This window comes from Bacillus sp. FSL L8-0654, from assembly GCF_038629965.1.
Lineage (GTDB): Bacteria > Bacillota > Bacilli > Bacillales > Bacillaceae > Bacillus > Bacillus safensis.
On record NZ_CP152026.1, the window covers coordinates 1,681,977 to 1,699,233 of the forward strand.

The following is a 17,257-nucleotide window of genomic DNA, read 5'->3' on the forward strand; positions in this document are numbered from 1 at the left end:
ACCGGCTCAGCAGAAGACTTGAGCCGGTTTGTTTCGTTACAACAGCTTCAACTTATTGGAAAACGAATGCGTCGTGACCGGCCTGTTTCAATCTTGCGACGAGATCATCTGCATTTTGCTTTGTACGGAAAGCCCCGGCTTGCACTCGGAACATGCCGCCGTCTAATACAACAAACGCGTCAAAGCCTTTGGATTTAAGTGTTGCTGCTAATTCATCTGCATTGGCTTTCACTTTGAAAGCTCCTGCCTGCACTTTATAAAGATTACTTGCTTTTTTTTTCAATTGAAAGGCTTCTTCTAGACCAGTCGCATGAGCGCGAGCGATGCCTTGAAGGAAGGTTGCGTTGCGGAGCTTATTAGCATCAGCTGCCGTATCGATGAAACCATTCTCTGTTAAAATAGCGGGCATAGAAGTTTCTCGAAGAACGTGGAAGTTCGCAGTTTTCTTGCCGCGGTTCGCAAAATCAACCGAGCGGACAATTTCATCATGAAGGGCATTGCGATACGTGGTGGTCGGTGCTGAAACGCCAGGATACACATAGCTTTCAAACCCTGTGCCCCCGCCAGCATTAATATGAATAGACACGAAATAGTTTGCCCCCCAGCTGTTTGCCGCATTCGTACGCTGGGACAAAGTGACGGATTGGTCAGTTGAACGACTTAAGCGGACGGAAACCCCATCATATTCACTAATCAAAATGTCTCTTAATAAAAGCGCGATTTGAAGTGTTATATTTTTCTCCAAAAGTCCATTAGCACTAGCTCCAGAATCTGTTCCTCCGTGGCCAGGATCAATAAAAATTTTCACCATCTATTCATCACCTCGTCTTTATTTTATGAGAAAATAGAAGAATTGCCTGTACAAAATGCGGAAATCATTGAGACTCTTTTCTGCATCATTTGTGATTAAAAAGCTACATTTTTCTAAGAAAAAGCAAATTGTTGGTTTGTCCGCCCAAACGGGATGAATACAATGGAAATAGCACATCATTTCCTGGGAAACCGCAGAAATCCCTACAATATTCGGTATCTCGGGTCATTTTGACAGCAAACTTGGGCTTAAGCGGGCGATTGTCACGATTACAGCTCCACCCGAATAGAATAAAGAGAGAAGAGCGAGAGGTGAATACGTTGGAGCGAGCTGTCACATATAAAAACAACGGCCAAATCAATATTATACTTAACGGACAAAAGCAAGTATTGGTTGATGCAGACTCAGAGGCAGAATACCTAGAAGCCTTGCAGAAAAATGAGGCAAAACACAGCATCTTACGGGAAATAGAGCGTGAAATGAACAGCCTTGTCGGTATGGATGAAATGAAACGAAACATAAAAGAGATTTATGCTTGGATTTTTGTTAATCAAAAACGGCAGGAACAAGGGTTAAAGGTAGGAAAACAAGCGCTTCATATGATGTTCAAAGGAAATCCTGGCACAGGAAAAACCACAGTTGCAAGACTTGTCGGGAAGCTTTTCTTTGAAATGAATGTGCTCTCAAAGGGTCACTTAATTGAAGCAGAACGAGGTGATCTTGTTGGAGAGTACATTGGTCATACAGCGCAAAAAACAAGGGATTTAATTAAAAAATCATTAGGTGGTATTTTGTTCATTGACGAAGCCTATTCTCTTGCACGCGGAGGAGAAAAGGATTTTGGAAAAGAAGCGATTGATACCCTTGTAAAACATATGGAGGACAAACAGCACGAATTCATTCTCATTCTTGCTGGCTACTCCAAGGAAATGGATCATTTTCTTTCTTTAAACCCCGGCCTGCAATCAAGATTTCCAATCAACATCAGCTTTCCTGATTATACAGTCGATCAGCTCATGGATATTGCAAAACGAATGATGGCAGACAGAGAATATGTATTTACACAAGAAGCCGAATGGAAGCTGCGGGATTATTTAATGCACATTAAAAGTACCACAAGCCCGGCAAAATTCAGCAACGGCCGGTTTGTGCGAAACACCATTGAAAAAGCCATACGAACCCAGGCGATGAGACTGCTTCTTGTGGATCATTATGATAAAAAAGATCTGCTGACCATTAAAAGTCACGATCTTCAAATGAAAGAGGATACGCCTTCTTGAAATGGCGTATCCTTTTTATAAAGAGTCACTAAAATAAACCATCCGAATAGTGGTATACGTGTGATGTGTTTGGTATGATGGTACTACTGAAAACTTAAGTACAGAAAGGAAACAACTAACGTTGAATGAACATGAAATGACTGAAAAAGCGATCCTTGTCGGCTGCCAATTGCCGCATGTAACGGATGAACGCTTTCAATACTCAATGGAAGAATTAGCTTCCTTAACTAAAACCGCTGGCGGTGAAGCTGTCAGCGTGATGACGCAGAAGAGAAATAGACAAGACAGTGCAACGTATATCGGGAAAGGGAAAGTAGAAGAACTTGAAGTGCTTTGCGAGGAACTCGAATGTGATGTCATTATTTTTAATGACGAGCTTTCTCCAAGCCAGCTAAAAGCTTTGGCGACTGCTTTAGATGTAAAAATTATTGATCGTACGCAACTGATTTTAGATATCTTTGCAAAAAGAGCCCGTACAAGAGAGGGGAAGCTGCAAATAGAGCTTGCCCAGCTTCAGTATGCCTTGCCGAGACTAAGTGGACAAGGGATCAGCCTTTCAAGACAAGGGGGCGGAATTGGCGCAAGAGGTCCAGGTGAAACAAAACTTGAAACAGACAGACGCCATATTCGAAACCGCATTCATGAAATTAACGGGCAGTTATCTGCAGTCAAAGAACACCGAACAAGATACCGGGAGCGCCGAAAGAAAAATGGTGTGTTCCAAATTGCCATTGTCGGGTATACGAATGCCGGAAAATCAACTTTGTTTAACCAATTAACAGAAGCGGATAGTCATGAAGAGGACCTGCTGTTTGCGACACTTGATCCAATGACACGTAAGATGACATTAGAATCTGGCTACAGTGTGCTGATTTCAGATACAGTTGGCTTTATCCAAGACCTTCCGACCACACTGATTGCCGCATTTCGTTCCACCCTTGAAGAAGTGAAGGAAGCCGATTACTTGCTTCATGTCATCGACTCTTCTAATGAGGATTATGAAGGGCACGAACGAACGGTTCATGAGCTTTTAGAAGAATTAGAAGCGGACCGAATTCCGATGCTGACTGTTTATAACAAGGAAGATCAAATTAGACCAGATTTCATCCCATCTTCAAAGCATCGCCACATATTAATCAGTGCTAGACGCAAAGAAGATGTAAAAAGGTTAAAAGCGGATATTATGGCTGAGCTGAAAAAAGCCTTTTTAAAACCATATCATGTGAAGATTCCAGCGTTTGAAGGGAAGCTCATCTCCGCATTAAAATCAGAAACGCTTGTGGAATCACTAGAATTTCAAAAAGAAGCAGAGATTTATGATATCACCGGATTTAGTGGTGAGGATCAGACCATTTTAGGTCAAATCAAGAAGTATATGTTGGAAAGGAATTAAATCAAGATGTTTCACACATTAAAACACGGCAGTATTTTAGAAAAAGTAGCAGCAGAAACAGAACAAGAGATTTTACACGTGCATCAGCAAATTGATCAAAAGAGCGAACAAAATGAGTGGCGGGTGCTTGAAAGCTATCGAAAGCACAAAGTCAGTGACTCTCACTTTAATCCGACGACTGGATATGGCTACGATGATATGGGGAGAGACACATTAGAAAAGATTTATGCGGATGTCTTCGGCGGAGAAAGCGGGCTTGTGCGTCCGCAAATCATTTCCGGCACACACGCGATTTCCATTGCCTTATTTGGTGTGCTGAGACCTGGCGATGAATTGATCTATATGACGGGAAAACCATACGATACGCTAGAAGAAATTGTCGGGATTCGCGGGAAAGAAGGGACAGGCTCATTAAAAGACTTCCAGATTGACTACAAAGCCATTGATTTACGACAAGATGGATCCGTCGATTATGAGAAAGTAAAAGAGTCGATTTCCTCTAAAACAAAAGTCATCGGCATTCAGCGTTCGAAAGGCTATGCGTCAAGACCCTCCTTTACTATAGAAGAAATTGAGCAAATGATTTCATTTGTGAAAGAGATGAATGAAGAAATCATTGTGTTTGTAGATAACTGTTATGGTGAATTTACTGAATTAAAAGAGCCATGTCATGTCGGAGCTGACCTCATGGCCGGTTCACTCATTAAAAACCCAGGCGGAGGCCTTGCCAAAACAGGCGGCTACATCGTTGGAAAAGAAAAATGGGTAGAAGCCTGCTCTTATCGGATGACATCTCCAGGCATCGGCAGTGAAGCGGGTGCATCGCTGTATGCGCTTCAGGAAATGTATCAAGGCTTTTTCTTGGCGCCGCATGTTGTCGCTCAAAGCTTAAAAGGCGCAGTGTTTACGGCTCGTTTTCTTGAGAAGCTCGGATTCCAAACAAACCCAGCGTGGAATGCGAAAAGAACGGATTTGATTCAATCAGTCGAATTTGGAGATCCTAAAAAAATGATTGCATTCTGTCAGGCAATCCAGTATGCATCTCCGATTAACAGTCACGTCACACCACATGCAAGCTATATGCCGGGCTACGAGGACGATGTCATTATGGCAGCGGGCACCTTTGTACAAGGGGCCAGTATCGAATTATCAGCCGATGGTCCGATCAGACCGCCTTATACTGCCTATGTTCAAGGCGGACTCACGTATGCCCATGTGAAAAATGCGATTTGCAGTGCTGTCGATGCCTTATTGGAACAAGGTTTTATTGAAGTACCTGCTCAATAAAAAAATCCATGTTAATATTCCTAACATATTGTTGACACATAATATAACATGACATATAATAAATTTAAGCAAAGAGGAGGAGACAGTTGAGATGAGTGATAACATTCGCCGCTCAATGCCTTTATTCCCAATTGGGATTGTCATGCAGCTAACAGAATTATCTGCAAGACAAATTCGCTATTATGAGGAAAATGGTTTAGTATTTCCAGCAAGAAGTGATGGAAATCGCCGATTATTTTCTTTTCATGATGTTGATAAATTACTAGAAATTAAAAACCTCATCGAACAAGGTGTAAACATGGCAGGAATCAAAAAGCTTTTTGCCAAAGCTGAGGCAGAAAATCCATCGTCTGATACAAAGACGGATGAAAAAGCTACAGCTAAGCACAACTTGACAGATGATGAACTCAGGAAGCTACTGAAGAAGGAACTCATTCAGGCTGGACGTTTCCAACAAGGAACGACCTTTAGGCAGGGGGATATGTCAAGGTTCTTCCGTTAACCAATTAGCAAAAGCATTGCTATACACATTTTACCTTTTGTAGGGGAGGAGTTTTACGAAATGGCAAAGTACACAAGAGAAGATATCGTAAAATTAGTAAATGAGGAAAACGTAAAGTACATCCGTCTGCAATTTACAGACATTCTCGGAACGATTAAAAATGTTGAGATTCCTGTGAGCCAGTTAGAAAAAGCTCTCGATAACAAATGTATGTTTGACGGTTCATCTATTGAAGGATTCGTACGTATCGAAGAATCAGATATGTACCTATACCCAGATCTAAACACATTTGTTATTTTCCCTTGGACAGCAGAAAAAGGTAAAGTTGCACGCTTTATTTGTGACATTTATAAGCCAGACGGGACACCATTTGATGGAGACCCGCGTAACAACTTAAAGCGTATCTTGAAGGAAATGGAAGAACTAGGATTTAGTGATTTCAACCTTGGACCTGAGCCAGAATTCTTCTTATTTAAATTAGATGAAAAAGGCGAGCCAACGCTTGAACTAAACGATAAAGGCGGATACTTTGACCTAGCACCAACAGATCTAGGCGAAAACTGCCGCCGTGACATCGTACTAGAGCTTGAAGAAATGGGCTTTGAAATTGAAGCATCTCACCACGAAGTAGCACCAGGGCAGCACGAAATTGATTTCAAATATGCAGGCGCGATCCGTTCTTGTGATGACATTCAAACGTTCAAACTCGTTGTCAAAACCATTGCGAGAAAGCATGGTCTTCATGCGACATTCATGCCAAAACCATTGTTCGGTGTAAACGGATCTGGTATGCACTGTAACCTATCATTATTCAAAAATGGTAAAAACGCATTCTTTGATGAAAAAGCAGATTTACAATTAAGCGAGACGGCTAGACACTTTATCGCAGGTATCGTCAAGCACGCAACAAGCTTTACAGCGGTCACAAACCCAACTGTAAACTCTTACAAGCGTCTTGTACCTGGCTATGAAGCACCTTGCTATGTGGCATGGAGTGCACAAAACCGCAGCCCATTGATCCGTATCCCGGCATCACGCGGCATCAGTACACGCGTAGAAGTGCGCAGCGTAGACCCATCTGCAAACCCATACCTTGCACTAAGCGTATTACTTGCAGCAGGTCTAGACGGAATCAAAAACAAACTAGAAGCACCAGCACCAATCGACAGAAACATCTATGTCATGGACAAAGAAGAGCGTCTTGAAAATGGCATCTCTGACCTTCCTGCAACACTTGCAGAAGCACTCGAGCTGCTGAAATCAAACGAAGTCATGATCAACGCACTAGGCGATCACCTATTCGAGCACTTCATCGAATCAAAAGAAATTGAATGGGATATGTTCCGCACCCAAGTACACCCATGGGAACGCGATCAGTATATGTCTCAGTATTAATAAAAAACCCCTTGGAGCCATTGGCTTCAGGGGGTTTTTGTTTTTTGGGGTATAACGAAGGGCATAGATGAGCATTTTCGGTGTGGCTGCTTGTTTAAGCATACGTTCATATGCATTGAATAAAAATGATTTCGGTAGGGGATATCCATCTTTCAATTAGAGTTACTAAATTCAACTCATACAGGTAAACGTCATTAAGAACGAGTCTAGCGTCATGTTATGAGCCGTATTGATGTAAAGGTTTTGGGTCTCAATAGATCATTTGATTTTTTGCTCTAAAATCAAGAGTTTTAATTATCAGTAAAAGACTCTGGTTGCTGTATACTTCTATCCGGGATATTAAAACAAATGTACCCCATCTTGAACCGGATGGGGTAGCTGTATCAATAAATTCAATTTTTGTCTTGTGTAATAAAGTTTGTTTTATTTTAATATTTAATAATTGTTCTTCCTAAATGTTGGCCATTTTTAATGGCTTCAATTTTTTCAGGTAACGTATCGAGAGTAATCTCATTGACTAGAGTCGTTTGGGAGATATTCCATTCGTTTGCTATCTCGTTCCAAATTACTTTGCGTTTATTGATTGGCACATTTACAGAATCGATCCCCAGAAGGTTGATCCCTCTTAAAATAAAAGGTAACACAGTTGTTGTTAATTTAATTCCACCTGCATTTCCGCACATGCTCATGCTTCCACCGTAAGAAATTTGAGGGATTAATACAGAAGCTACATCTCCTCCAACAGTATCTAATACGAAGTCAAATTTTTGCTTGTTTAATGGTTTTTTTAACTCTCCTAACTGGTTTGCAAAAATGACATCATTTGCTCCTAAAGATTTTGCTATGTCAACTTGATTATCTTTACGCACTAAAGCAAAGATATTTTTGTACCCAATTTTAGATAATAATTGTATAGAGATGCTACCAACTCCACCAGTTGAGCCCGTAACGAGTATATTAGGTTGATTTTTTGTATTCATACCATTTTCCTGTAAAGCCATGATCGAAAGAGCAGCAGTAAAGCCTGCTGTTCCAAAAATCATTGCTTCTTTTAAAGTCAAGTTATTTGGCAAAGGAACAATCCAATCCGCAGGTACTCTAGCATATTCTGAAAAACCTCCAGTGTGGCTCATGCCCAATGCGAAACCTGTGACAATAACTTGTTGACCCTCTACGAAACGATTATCTGTTGTATGAACGATAGTTCCACTTAGATCAATTCCGGGAATCATTGGATAGTTACGAATAACACCTCCATTTTTTTGAACGGCCAGCATATCTTTATAATTGATTGAAGAATATGCAACTTTAATTAATACTTCTCCCTCAGATAAATCATTAACACTTACATTTTGAAGATCGTAACTAACTTGATCATTTTTTTCTGTAACTAGAATCGCTTTAAATGAATCCATTATTTATCTTCCTCTCTAAAAATATATTATGACAAAACATTTCCGGTGCAAAAGTATTTCAATTAAAAAACTACCATGATATTATAGGTAAAGTCAATGTGGGGGAGATACGATGGAATTATCAGAGTGCATAAATTTTTTACTAAGTGTTAGTCAAAATAAAGTGTTTAAGTACTTTAGTAAGCTTTTAGAGGAATGTGATTTGACACCCGCTCAATATGGTGTGTTGAACTGTTTGTGGAGAGAGGGCCAGCTATCTCCCAAACAAATTGGAGAACTTGTGTATTTAGAAGCCTCAACAGTTTCTGGAATTTTAGATAAAATGCAAAAAGCTGACTTAATTGAACGCACAATAGATCCAAAAAATCGAAGAAATATTTTAGTAGATGCTACTCAAAAATCTTTAGTCATTAGAGATAAAGTTGAAGCAGCAACAATTGAGCTGAACAAAACAGCGCTTCAAAACTTGTCAAAACATGATAAGGTTGTGCTAAAGAAAGCATTGAATACAATTATAAATAATTTTCAATGATGTATTTTTATAAACAAGCTTCATATTAAATCCATAACCGCAAAAAAGCTCTTTTACTGGAGCCTTTTTGCGGTTTCTGTTCGATGATTTGTAAATTTCTGCAAGTCATAATAAATGTCACATAAGGAGATTTGGTGGAAGGAGAGTGAGGCATGGAGACAGTTCTTTCACATGTTGGTGTGAAAATAAATGAATGGTATAAAATGATCCGGCAATTCAGTGTTCCAGACGCAGAGATTTTGAAAGCTGAGGTAGAACAAAAGATTGAATAAATAGAAGAAGACCAGGATTTACTGATCTACTATCAATTAATTTGCTTCCGCCATCAGCTTATGCTTGTTAATATAAAATCCTCACAGCAGCGGTCTTTATCTATTGCAGACTTCGTTGATAAAATCGAAAAGTCGAATCATCAACTTTCTGGTATGCTGCAATACTAAAAATTATCCAGAGACAGTTAACCATCTTCGGTAGCAAAAAGCCTAAGAGCTGTTTGAATAAAGGCATCTGTTGCTTTGGATATATCTTTCATATCAAGCACTGCAATATTGATATCTCTGAACGTATCTGGTGTTAATTCACGAAAAACGACTTGGTCTGGCAGTGACCAAATATTTTTTTTAGTTGTAATGGTTATTCCTAAACCTTCTTGTATCATACTTAATCCTGTCTCTATATACTCCATTTCAAACCGAACGTGAGGAGTTACGTTATACTTTTTAAATAAATCATGAACTTGTACCTCATAACCCCCTTTCCCCAATAGTATATCTTCACCTTGTAAGTCGGGAATACTTATTATTTCTTTCTGATATAAAGGATGGCTTGAATGCATCAGTACAATCAGTTGATCTTTCATTAAATGTACGGTATCAAAATCTTTATCAGGAGGAATAATAATGCCCACATCAATGTATTTAGAACGTAACCACTCTTTAACTTGATCTACACTCCCTTCTGAAAGTTTGATTTCTAGGCCTGGATATTGATTCTCCATTGCACGTATGATTTTAGGAATAAATCTAGTACAAGCAGTTCGGTAAGCTCCTATATGTATCTTCCCAATCTCTAACCCTTGTTCAGCTGCAACTAATTCATCTACTTTTTGTAATTCACTTAGAACCTTCCTGAAAATAACTAATATACGTTCTCCTATATCTGTGAAAAATAAGCCATTTTTCTTATCTCTTTCAATTAACTTTGTTCCTAGTTGCGATTCAATTGTAGCTACGGCTCGACTTACAGCCGGCTGTGTCATATGTAATTCCTCACCGGCTTTTGTAAAACTTCCTGTTTCAGAAATTTGGACAATTAGTTGAATTTGCGATCTATTCATAGCGTTTTTGTTATCTCCTGTATGATTAATATGCATTTCATTTATATTGGAACTTAATGTACCATAAAAGAAAATAGAACTTCAAGATATAATCCGAGACAATAAGTGAGGCTAATCATACTCATTAAGGTGATGATCATCATAACCTTATCATTTTGGGTTTGAATTTTATAGGAGGATTAACGTGAAAAATATTTTAATCATTAACGCACATGAGTACCATGAGATGGCCAAAGGCCAATTAAACCAGACATTAGTAGAAAGAATGGTAGACAAGCTAAGCCCACTTTATCATGTTAAAACCACAATTGTTGCAAATCACTATGATGTAAAAGAAGAACAGGAAAAATTCAAATGGGCTGATTTTGTGATTATTCAAACACCAGTTTATTGGTATCACTATCCTGCTGCATTTAAGAAGTACATGGATACTGTATATGAGCACGGAATTTTTTATAGAGGGACAGATATTTATGGTGAAGGAGGTTTATTAGAAGGACGTCATTACATGCTTTCTGTTACTTGGGGTGCAGGTGAATGGGTGTTCGATAATCCGATAGAGCAGCCTTTCTTTGAGGGGAAGGAAGTAGACGAGGTCCTAGTTGCAATGCACAAAGCACAGCAATTCATAGGGATGAAACCATTAAAAACACTCTCAAATCATTCGGCGCTCAAGCCTGACATGGAGAAAGTATTTGAAAAGACGGATCAGCATTTAGAAGAGATATTTTCTTTATCTTAAAATGACAGAAATCCGTATTTGAGATGTATGCTTCACCATTCACCCGAAAAAATTCCTAGTTTTTGACCAATGACTTCAATCTTAAAAAGGAGAGAAGGATGATGAGTACTAGTGAAAAAAGAAGAGCGGGATTTTGTTCGCAATGCGTTTCAAAATGTGGAGTGATATCCGTTACACAAAATGATCAGTTAGTAAAGGTGCTCCCGGATAAAAATCATCCGAATGGGGGAATCTGTCCAAAAGGAGCAGCAGCACCTCAAATCGTCAATCATCCTGATCGCATCGTTTTTCCTTTAAAGAGAACTAACCCAAAGGGGCAAGATCCACTATGGGAGAAAATCACATGGGAAGAAGCCATCCAAACCATTGCAAGTAAACTAAAACAGATTCGTTCTGAAACAGGGGCAGAAACAGTTTCTTACACTTTTCCAACAGTTGGTGCAAGCGGAAGTTTTAGCTGGGGGCCATATTTACAGCGCTTGATGAATCTATACGGCACCCCCAACTATATTTCTCATACCAATGTCTGCCAGTGGACAAGGGACGAGGGATCAAAATACACATATGGTGTTGGATTGCCTCAACCCGACTTTGAACGTGCTAGCTTGATATTGATATGGGGGCACAATCCAGCAGATACGAATCTTCAGACTTGGAAAAGGCTCATGGCAGCTAGAAAAAGAGGCAGTAAACTAGTAGTCATCGATCCACGCCGAACAACGACAGCTGCCGCAGCAGATTTATGGATTTCTCCGAATCATGGAACTGATATCGCTTTAATATTAGGGTGTCTTCAATTTTTGATTGAGAACCATTCGTATGATGAGCAATTTCTTCTCCAATGGACCAATGCCCCTTTCTTAGTGGATAAGCGAACAGGAAAATTCCTTCGACCAGCACATCATCAGCCATATGAATTTTTAGTTCTTGATCAAAAACAGAAGCCATTTAAAATCGATACTCGGGCAGATCCTGAGACATGGTCAGAACATATTTTACTTTCAGGCGAATACGAAAATGAGGACGTTTCTTCAGAAACCGTTTTTTCTCAATTATTGAAACAAGTATCTTCATTTAGAATGGAACATGTGGAAAAAATAACGGGTATTCCAGCTGAGAAATTAACGGAACTTGGGGAATTATTAAGCCAAGAAAATCCGATAACCTATTATTCATGGAATGGATTAGAACAGCATGTAAATAGTTCATCTACCAATCGAGCATTATGTATCCTTTATAGTCTGACCGGTTGTTTTGATAAGCAAGGGGGGAATATTATCCTCCCGTCTTTACCAGTAAACTTAATAAAAGGTCAAGATTTACTGCCAACTTCACAAGAGCAGAAGCGTTTAGGATTAGATCAGAGACCTTTAGGTGCTCCCAAAATATCTGCTTCAGGGTATGATTTTGTTCATGCTGTATTAAACGAATCTCCGTATTATATGAGAGGCTTGTTAAGTTTTGGGGGTAATATGGTCACTCAAAACCCTGGAACCAAGAATATGATAGAAGCCTTGAAAAAATTAGAATTTCATGTACACGTTGACATGTTTCATAGTCCAATGACGAAGTTTGCAGACATTGTATTACCAGCTGCACATGCATGGGAGTCCCCAAGTTTGTTGGCAGGCTTTGAAGGGAATTTACAAACGGATCAACATATTCAATACAAACCTGCAATGTCAAAGGCTCCTGGGGAAGCTCGTCCTGATCTACAAATAATCATGGAAATAGCGGTTGAAATGGGTTATCAAGAAGAGTTTTGGAATGGAAATATTGAGAAAGCGTTTAATGACTATCTTAAACCAGTGAATGTCACATTAGACCAACTTCGATCTCACCCTGAAGGTCTGTCTGTGCCCTTAAAAATAAAATATTGTAAATATAGAGAAAAAATGAATGAAAGAGTCAAAGGTTTTTCTACTCCGACAAGAAAGCTGGAGATTTATTCCGAGTTTTTGTTAGAGCATGGATATGCTCCACTGCCTCAATTTGAAAAACCATTAACTGTTCCGCAATATCAGAATCAATCGAATGATTTTCCGTTAGTTCTTTCTTCTTTTAAATTAAAAAGTTTTTGTCATAGCCAGCATCGTAATATTGCTAGACTAAGAAAACTGCATCCCGATCCTTTTGCTGAAATCCATCCCCAAACAGCTCAAATGTATAGGCTAAATGAAGGTGAATGGATTTATTTAGCCTCTCCTTTCGGCAGGATGAAGGCAGTCGCTCGACTGACAGAAAGTATACCCGTGGGGACAATATATACTCAAGCGGGCTGGTGGGATGAGTGTGATGAACTTGAATTAGCTGGATTTGATCCATTTTCAGTAGAAGGTGCAAATGTCAATCAATTAATAGGTACCGATGAGATTGACCCCATATCAGGTTCCGAACCATTAAAATCTTATCGATGCCAGATTTATAAGATAGGATAGATCCTTTGCCCTAATTAAAGCAAAAAAGCTGATGACTCCCAGCGGTGGAGGCTTCAGCTTTTTGCTTTTATACTAAAAATGTCATATCAATTTGTTTATGTGTTGCATGATTAATATGCATTTTATTTATGTTGTGGCTTCATGTACCATTAAATAGGATTACACATCAAGAAAAGTATCGGAGGTAACAAATTTGATCAGTCGTCATATATTATTTCTATTTGCACTTATATTAGCTGCATTTAATCTTAGGCCTGGTATAACTTCAGTTAGTCCAGTTTTGCACGGAATATCAAATGAATTAGGCATGAGTTCTGCTTCAGCTAGTCTACTTACATCTATTCCTTTATTATGTTTTGGCTTTTGCTCGTTATTCGCTGGTCGTTTAGCAAATCGCTATCAATCAGAGAAAACCATCACATTTTTTATCGCTTTTATAGGTATTGTAACGCTTTCGCGTGTCTTTACAAATTCGTCTATCTATCTATTGATAACGGCTTTATTCATTGGTGCGGGAATTGGGATTGTAAGTCCTTTGCTCTCTGGTTTCATCAAAAGTTACTTTCCGGAGAAGGCAGCCTCCATGATAGGCGTATATTCTACTTCAATGGTAGTTGGAGCATCCATTTCTATTGGGCTGACGACACCACTTCAACACTGGCTCAATAATTCATGGAAAAACGGATTAGCGTTCTGGAGTATTCTTGCTCTAATGGCTGTTCCACTTTGGCTTATGGTCATTAAACATTCTCATACACATACAGCATCACAAAAGAGAAGTGCCTCCTTGCCATTAAAAAATAAAAAGGCGTGGTTATTAACCTCTTTTGTAGGGCTTGTCACTCTTATGTTTTATTGTTTTGCAGCTTGGCTACCAGCCATCGTAGAGGAAAAAGGATGGACGTCAGCATTTGGTGGTCTTGTAGGTACAATAGCTATGATTGCACAATTGCCAGCTACTCTTTTATTGCCTAGTCTCTTGAAGAAGCTGCCAAGTAGAAGACTTTGGATTTTAGTCTTTACCCTTAGTGTAATGACTGGATTATCTCTTTTATGTTTTACAAACGTGACACCTATTGTTTCAAGTATATGTCTAGGGATTGGCAGTGGCGGTCTTGTCTCACTCACTTTATTATTACCGATAGATAAGGCATCGTCCCCTATGGAAGCAAGTACTTGGTCAGCAATGACTCAAGCAATTGGATACATGATTGGTGCAACGGGCCCGTTTATCATCGGTTTTCTCCATGATTTTCTAGGCAGTTTCGTTCCAACATTATATCTTCTTATACTTTTAGGTTTCATTGTTATGTTATTGGGATGGAAAATCACTAAGTCAGCTCATGCTAATGAAGAGGGGTTATCTGTGAAATAAATCTATTCTTATAACTGTAAGGTTAGCTAGTACTCATTTGAAGTATTTATTCAGGAAAGGGGGTGATAATGATGGAGAATAACTCGAAGTTACAGCAGGCGACAAAAATATATAAAGCACTCGGTGAACCAACCCGATTAAAAATTGCTCGTTTGCTTGCTAATGAAGCAAATTTATGTTGTTCAGATATAGGAATAAAACTTGAATCAATTGCTGGATCAACTTTATCCCATCACTTAAAACAATTAACTGATTGCGGGCTAATGAGTACTTATAAAGAAGGCACATATATATACTACAGCCTAGACCGTGAGTTGATTGGAAAGTATGCTCCATATGTGATGGAGTAATTTTTCTTATTTCTATACTTAAGGAAATATAGAAATAAGAGGTATGATTTTTCTTGTCCGGATTATGGCTAAATTACTCGATAGGTATCCTCATCTAAATTTTGAGTAGATCCATTACTAGTACTTTATATAAAAAAGCTAAAGCGAACCATCTATCTTTATCATAAGTGCGTTAAATTCAAGGGTGTCACCTTTATAAAACATTTTTAAAGAAACTGTAAAGATCACTTTTTCTACATGCAAAAATCAGCTCTTTACAGCTAATTTTTCAAACGTTCGGTTAATTTATGAAATTAAATCTAAATTTCTAGAAATACCGAAATAAAACCAAAAGGAGAAAGATAATGAGAAAAAATATTGGAGCAAAATCTTACGTGTTACCACAACCAGTTTTTATTATTGCAGCGTATGACGAAAATGGAATTCCGAATGCCATGGCTTCTACATGGGGCGGTATTAGTAATGAAAATGAAATTTCAATCTGCATTAGTTCAGAACGAAAGACGTTAAAGAATATTATGCTGCATGGTGCATTTACCGTAAGCATGTCAGATGCGTCTTTTCTTGAGGCATGTGATTATCTTGGAAATGAAACTGGAAATGAGGTTCCAGATAAATTTGCAAGAGCTGGATTTCATGCAGTTAAGGCGGACTTTGTTGATGCACCACTGATTGAGGAACTTCCATTTGCGTTAGAGTGTAAAGTGAAAAGTTATAATGAAAAAGAATGGCGCATGATTGCTGAAATCGTGAACATCAGTGTTGAGGAGGATATACTAGATGAGAAAGGTAAAATCAATCTGGATAAATTCAGCCCACTTGTATTTGATAGGGGAAGTAGGAATTACCATAAAATAGGAGAAAAAGCAGGGGATGCTTTTGAGGATGGACTGTATCTTAAGAACAAGTAAAAATCTGCAAAAAAGTGGCTTTTCTCTACCGAGGAAGGCGCCCATAGCTTTTACTTATCTTGTTTGAGAGTTACATTTTCAACTACCACTGCTTTTTCAGAACCTGTAACTGAATTGGAACTTGTTCCTGTCTACATTGTAAAAGCCAGTATAACAACGGCTGTCAAAGCAAGTTCTCCAAAAGTATAAGAAGCGTAACACTTTAAGCTCTTTACAGTTAATTTTTCAAGCGCTCGGTTAATTTATGAAAATAAATCTGTATTTCTAGAAATATCGAAATATAAAACAAATAGGTGTGAATTATTTTGTCAAATATGTGGAAAATTTATTTATTAGCTGCCATTAGTTTTCTTAATGGTACATCAGAATATGTTATTGCGGGAATCTTAGACAAAATTGCTGAGGCTAATCACATTTCAGTTTCATCTGCAGGACAGTTAATCACTGTGTTTTCAGTAGCTTTTGGTGCAGGGACACCCTTTCTAATTGCTATGTTTGCTCGAATGGACCGAAAAAAACTTCTTGTCTATGCTTTAACCGTTTTCTCTGTCATTAATATTCTTATTGCGATAATAACAGGGTATGAAATGCTAATGTCAGCTAGAATAATCTCTGCCCTTAGTGCTGGTGTTATGCAAGTCACAGTTCTAACCCTTGCTGCAGTTTTAGCAGCTCCAGGAAAGCAAGGAGGTGCGATTGCTACAGTTATTATGGGACAAAGTTCTGCTTTGGTTGCAGGTGTACCTATAGGAAGAGTTGTGGCTTCACATTATGATTGGAATGTCATATTCATTGGAATTGGGGCAGTAGGATTACTTTTCTCTGTCTTAACTTTGTTTGCTATACCAAAAACAGTTGCTGAAAAACCCGTACCTTTACGTGAGCAGTTTAAATTTTTTATGAGACCACGTATCGCAGCATACTTGCTTATAACTTTTCTATGGTTAGGTGCATATTCCGTTGTATTTACGTATATTTCACCATATTTCCTAGATATATTCGGCATGAGCAATCATGGGGTAACGACAGCACTCTTTATTTTTGGGATTGCTAGTGCTATTGGAGCTCAATTAGGAGGCTTTAGTACAGATAAGTGGGGGGCATTTCGTACATTAACTGGAGGAATGTTACTCCATGCTATTGCACTATTGCTCTTCCCGTTTATCGGTCAGTTTGCTTTTCTTTTCTATGTATTACTTATTTTCTGGGCGCTTGCAGCTTGGTCTTCCGGCTCGCCAATACAATTTCAGTTAATAAGCCTTGCCCCTGCTGCGGCAAGCATTGTGCTTAGTTTGCACAGTGCTTTGGGACAACTTGGAATGGCAGGTGGAGCTGGTATCGGCGGTATTGCTGTCAAAAATGGTTTGTTGAATTATCTTCCTTGGATTGGGGCTTTTACTCTTGCTATTGCTGTCGGAGTCACAGTTCTTGACAAGGTTCTATCTAAACGAAAAACAGTTTAAAGAAACTCAGAGCACTCTTTTTATAAA

15 protein-coding genes and 1 pseudogene are annotated in these 17,257 nt (G+C 38.8%); 13 read left to right on the top strand and 3 right to left on the bottom strand.

Annotated elements, in window-relative coordinates; all coding sequences use genetic code 11:
* Positions 1 to 52: 52 nt before the first annotated feature.
* Complete coding sequence (locus MHH65_RS08500) at positions 53 to 811, bottom strand: N-acetylmuramoyl-L-alanine amidase (protein ID WP_061109893.1); 759 nt, start codon at positions 809 to 811, stop codon at positions 53 to 55.
* 320 nt (positions 812 to 1,131) lie between these two features.
* Between MHH65_RS08500 and spoVK the strand changes: the two genes are divergently transcribed.
* From spoVK to glnA, 5 genes are all read left to right on the top strand, one after another.
* The gene (gene spoVK, locus MHH65_RS08505) at positions 1,132 to 2,091 is read left to right on the top strand and encodes a stage V sporulation protein K (RefSeq protein WP_024424083.1); all 960 of its coding nucleotides are present in this window, start codon (positions 1,132 to 1,134) and stop codon (positions 2,089 to 2,091) included.
* A gap of 121 nt (positions 2,092 to 2,212) precedes the next feature.
* Positions 2,213 to 3,484 (top strand): GTPase HflX, encoded by a 1,272-nt coding sequence (gene hflX, locus MHH65_RS08510; protein WP_268414413.1) that lies wholly within the window; start codon positions 2,213 to 2,215, stop codon positions 3,482 to 3,484.
* Positions 3,485 to 3,490: 6 nt separating this feature from the next.
* The gene (locus MHH65_RS08515; protein WP_098676904.1) at positions 3,491 to 4,771 is read left to right on the top strand and encodes an aminotransferase class I/II-fold pyridoxal phosphate-dependent enzyme; all 1,281 of its coding nucleotides are present in this window, start codon (positions 3,491 to 3,493) and stop codon (positions 4,769 to 4,771) included.
* A 91-nt stretch (positions 4,772 to 4,862) separates the two neighbouring features.
* Positions 4,863 to 5,273: a MerR family transcriptional regulator gene (locus tag MHH65_RS08520; RefSeq protein ID WP_041109160.1), complete on the top strand. Its 411-nt coding sequence runs from the start codon at positions 4,863 to 4,865 to the stop codon at positions 5,271 to 5,273.
* A 60-nt stretch (positions 5,274 to 5,333) separates the two neighbouring features.
* Positions 5,334 to 6,668 (top strand): type I glutamate--ammonia ligase, encoded by a 1,335-nt coding sequence (glnA, locus tag MHH65_RS08525; protein WP_024427046.1) that lies wholly within the window; start codon positions 5,334 to 5,336, stop codon positions 6,666 to 6,668.
* 428 nt (positions 6,669 to 7,096) lie between these two features.
* On the opposite strand, the gene MHH65_RS08530 is transcribed toward glnA, so the two are convergent.
* Positions 7,097 to 8,083, bottom strand: coding sequence for a YhdH/YhfP family quinone oxidoreductase (locus MHH65_RS08530; protein ID WP_098676905.1), 987 nt, complete (start codon positions 8,081 to 8,083; stop codon positions 7,097 to 7,099).
* Between the two features lie 112 nt (positions 8,084 to 8,195).
* On the opposite strand from MHH65_RS08530, the gene MHH65_RS08535 reads away from it, so the two are divergent.
* Positions 8,196 to 8,615, top strand: a complete 420-nt coding sequence (locus tag MHH65_RS08535) for a MarR family transcriptional regulator (protein ID WP_024427048.1) — start codon at positions 8,196 to 8,198, stop codon at positions 8,613 to 8,615.
* 152 nt (positions 8,616 to 8,767) lie between these two features.
* A pseudogene (locus MHH65_RS08540) lies at positions 8,768 to 9,052 on the top strand (aspartate phosphatase); the annotation flags it as partial.
* 20 nt (positions 9,053 to 9,072) lie between these two features.
* Here the strand turns inward: MHH65_RS08540 and MHH65_RS08545 are convergent.
* Positions 9,073 to 9,951, bottom strand: a complete 879-nt coding sequence (locus MHH65_RS08545) for a LysR family transcriptional regulator (RefSeq protein WP_024427049.1) — start codon at positions 9,949 to 9,951, stop codon at positions 9,073 to 9,075.
* 184 nt (positions 9,952 to 10,135) lie between these two features.
* Between MHH65_RS08545 and MHH65_RS08550 the strand changes: the two genes are divergently transcribed.
* From MHH65_RS08550 to MHH65_RS08575, 6 genes are all read left to right on the top strand, one after another.
* Positions 10,136 to 10,693, top strand: a complete 558-nt coding sequence (locus tag MHH65_RS08550; RefSeq protein ID WP_024427050.1) for an NAD(P)H-dependent oxidoreductase — start codon at positions 10,136 to 10,138, stop codon at positions 10,691 to 10,693.
* A 101-nt stretch (positions 10,694 to 10,794) separates the two neighbouring features.
* On the top strand, positions 10,795 to 13,131 hold the full coding sequence (locus tag MHH65_RS08555) for a molybdopterin-dependent oxidoreductase (protein ID WP_024427051.1): 2,337 nt from the start codon (positions 10,795 to 10,797) through the stop codon (positions 13,129 to 13,131).
* Positions 13,132 to 13,324: 193 nt separating this feature from the next.
* Positions 13,325 to 14,506 (top strand): MFS transporter, encoded by a 1,182-nt coding sequence (locus MHH65_RS08560; RefSeq protein ID WP_051149976.1) that lies wholly within the window; start codon positions 13,325 to 13,327, stop codon positions 14,504 to 14,506.
* Between the two features lie 68 nt (positions 14,507 to 14,574).
* The gene (locus tag MHH65_RS08565; RefSeq protein ID WP_024427053.1) at positions 14,575 to 14,856 is read left to right on the top strand and encodes a metalloregulator ArsR/SmtB family transcription factor; all 282 of its coding nucleotides are present in this window, start codon (positions 14,575 to 14,577) and stop codon (positions 14,854 to 14,856) included.
* 344 nt (positions 14,857 to 15,200) lie between these two features.
* Positions 15,201 to 15,767, top strand: a complete 567-nt coding sequence (locus tag MHH65_RS08570; RefSeq protein ID WP_024427054.1) for a flavin reductase family protein — start codon at positions 15,201 to 15,203, stop codon at positions 15,765 to 15,767.
* Between the two features lie 314 nt (positions 15,768 to 16,081).
* Entirely contained in the window at positions 16,082 to 17,230 is a 1,149-nt protein-coding gene (locus MHH65_RS08575) for an MFS transporter (protein ID WP_051149977.1), read from the top strand.
* Positions 17,231 to 17,257: the final 27 nt, after the last annotated feature.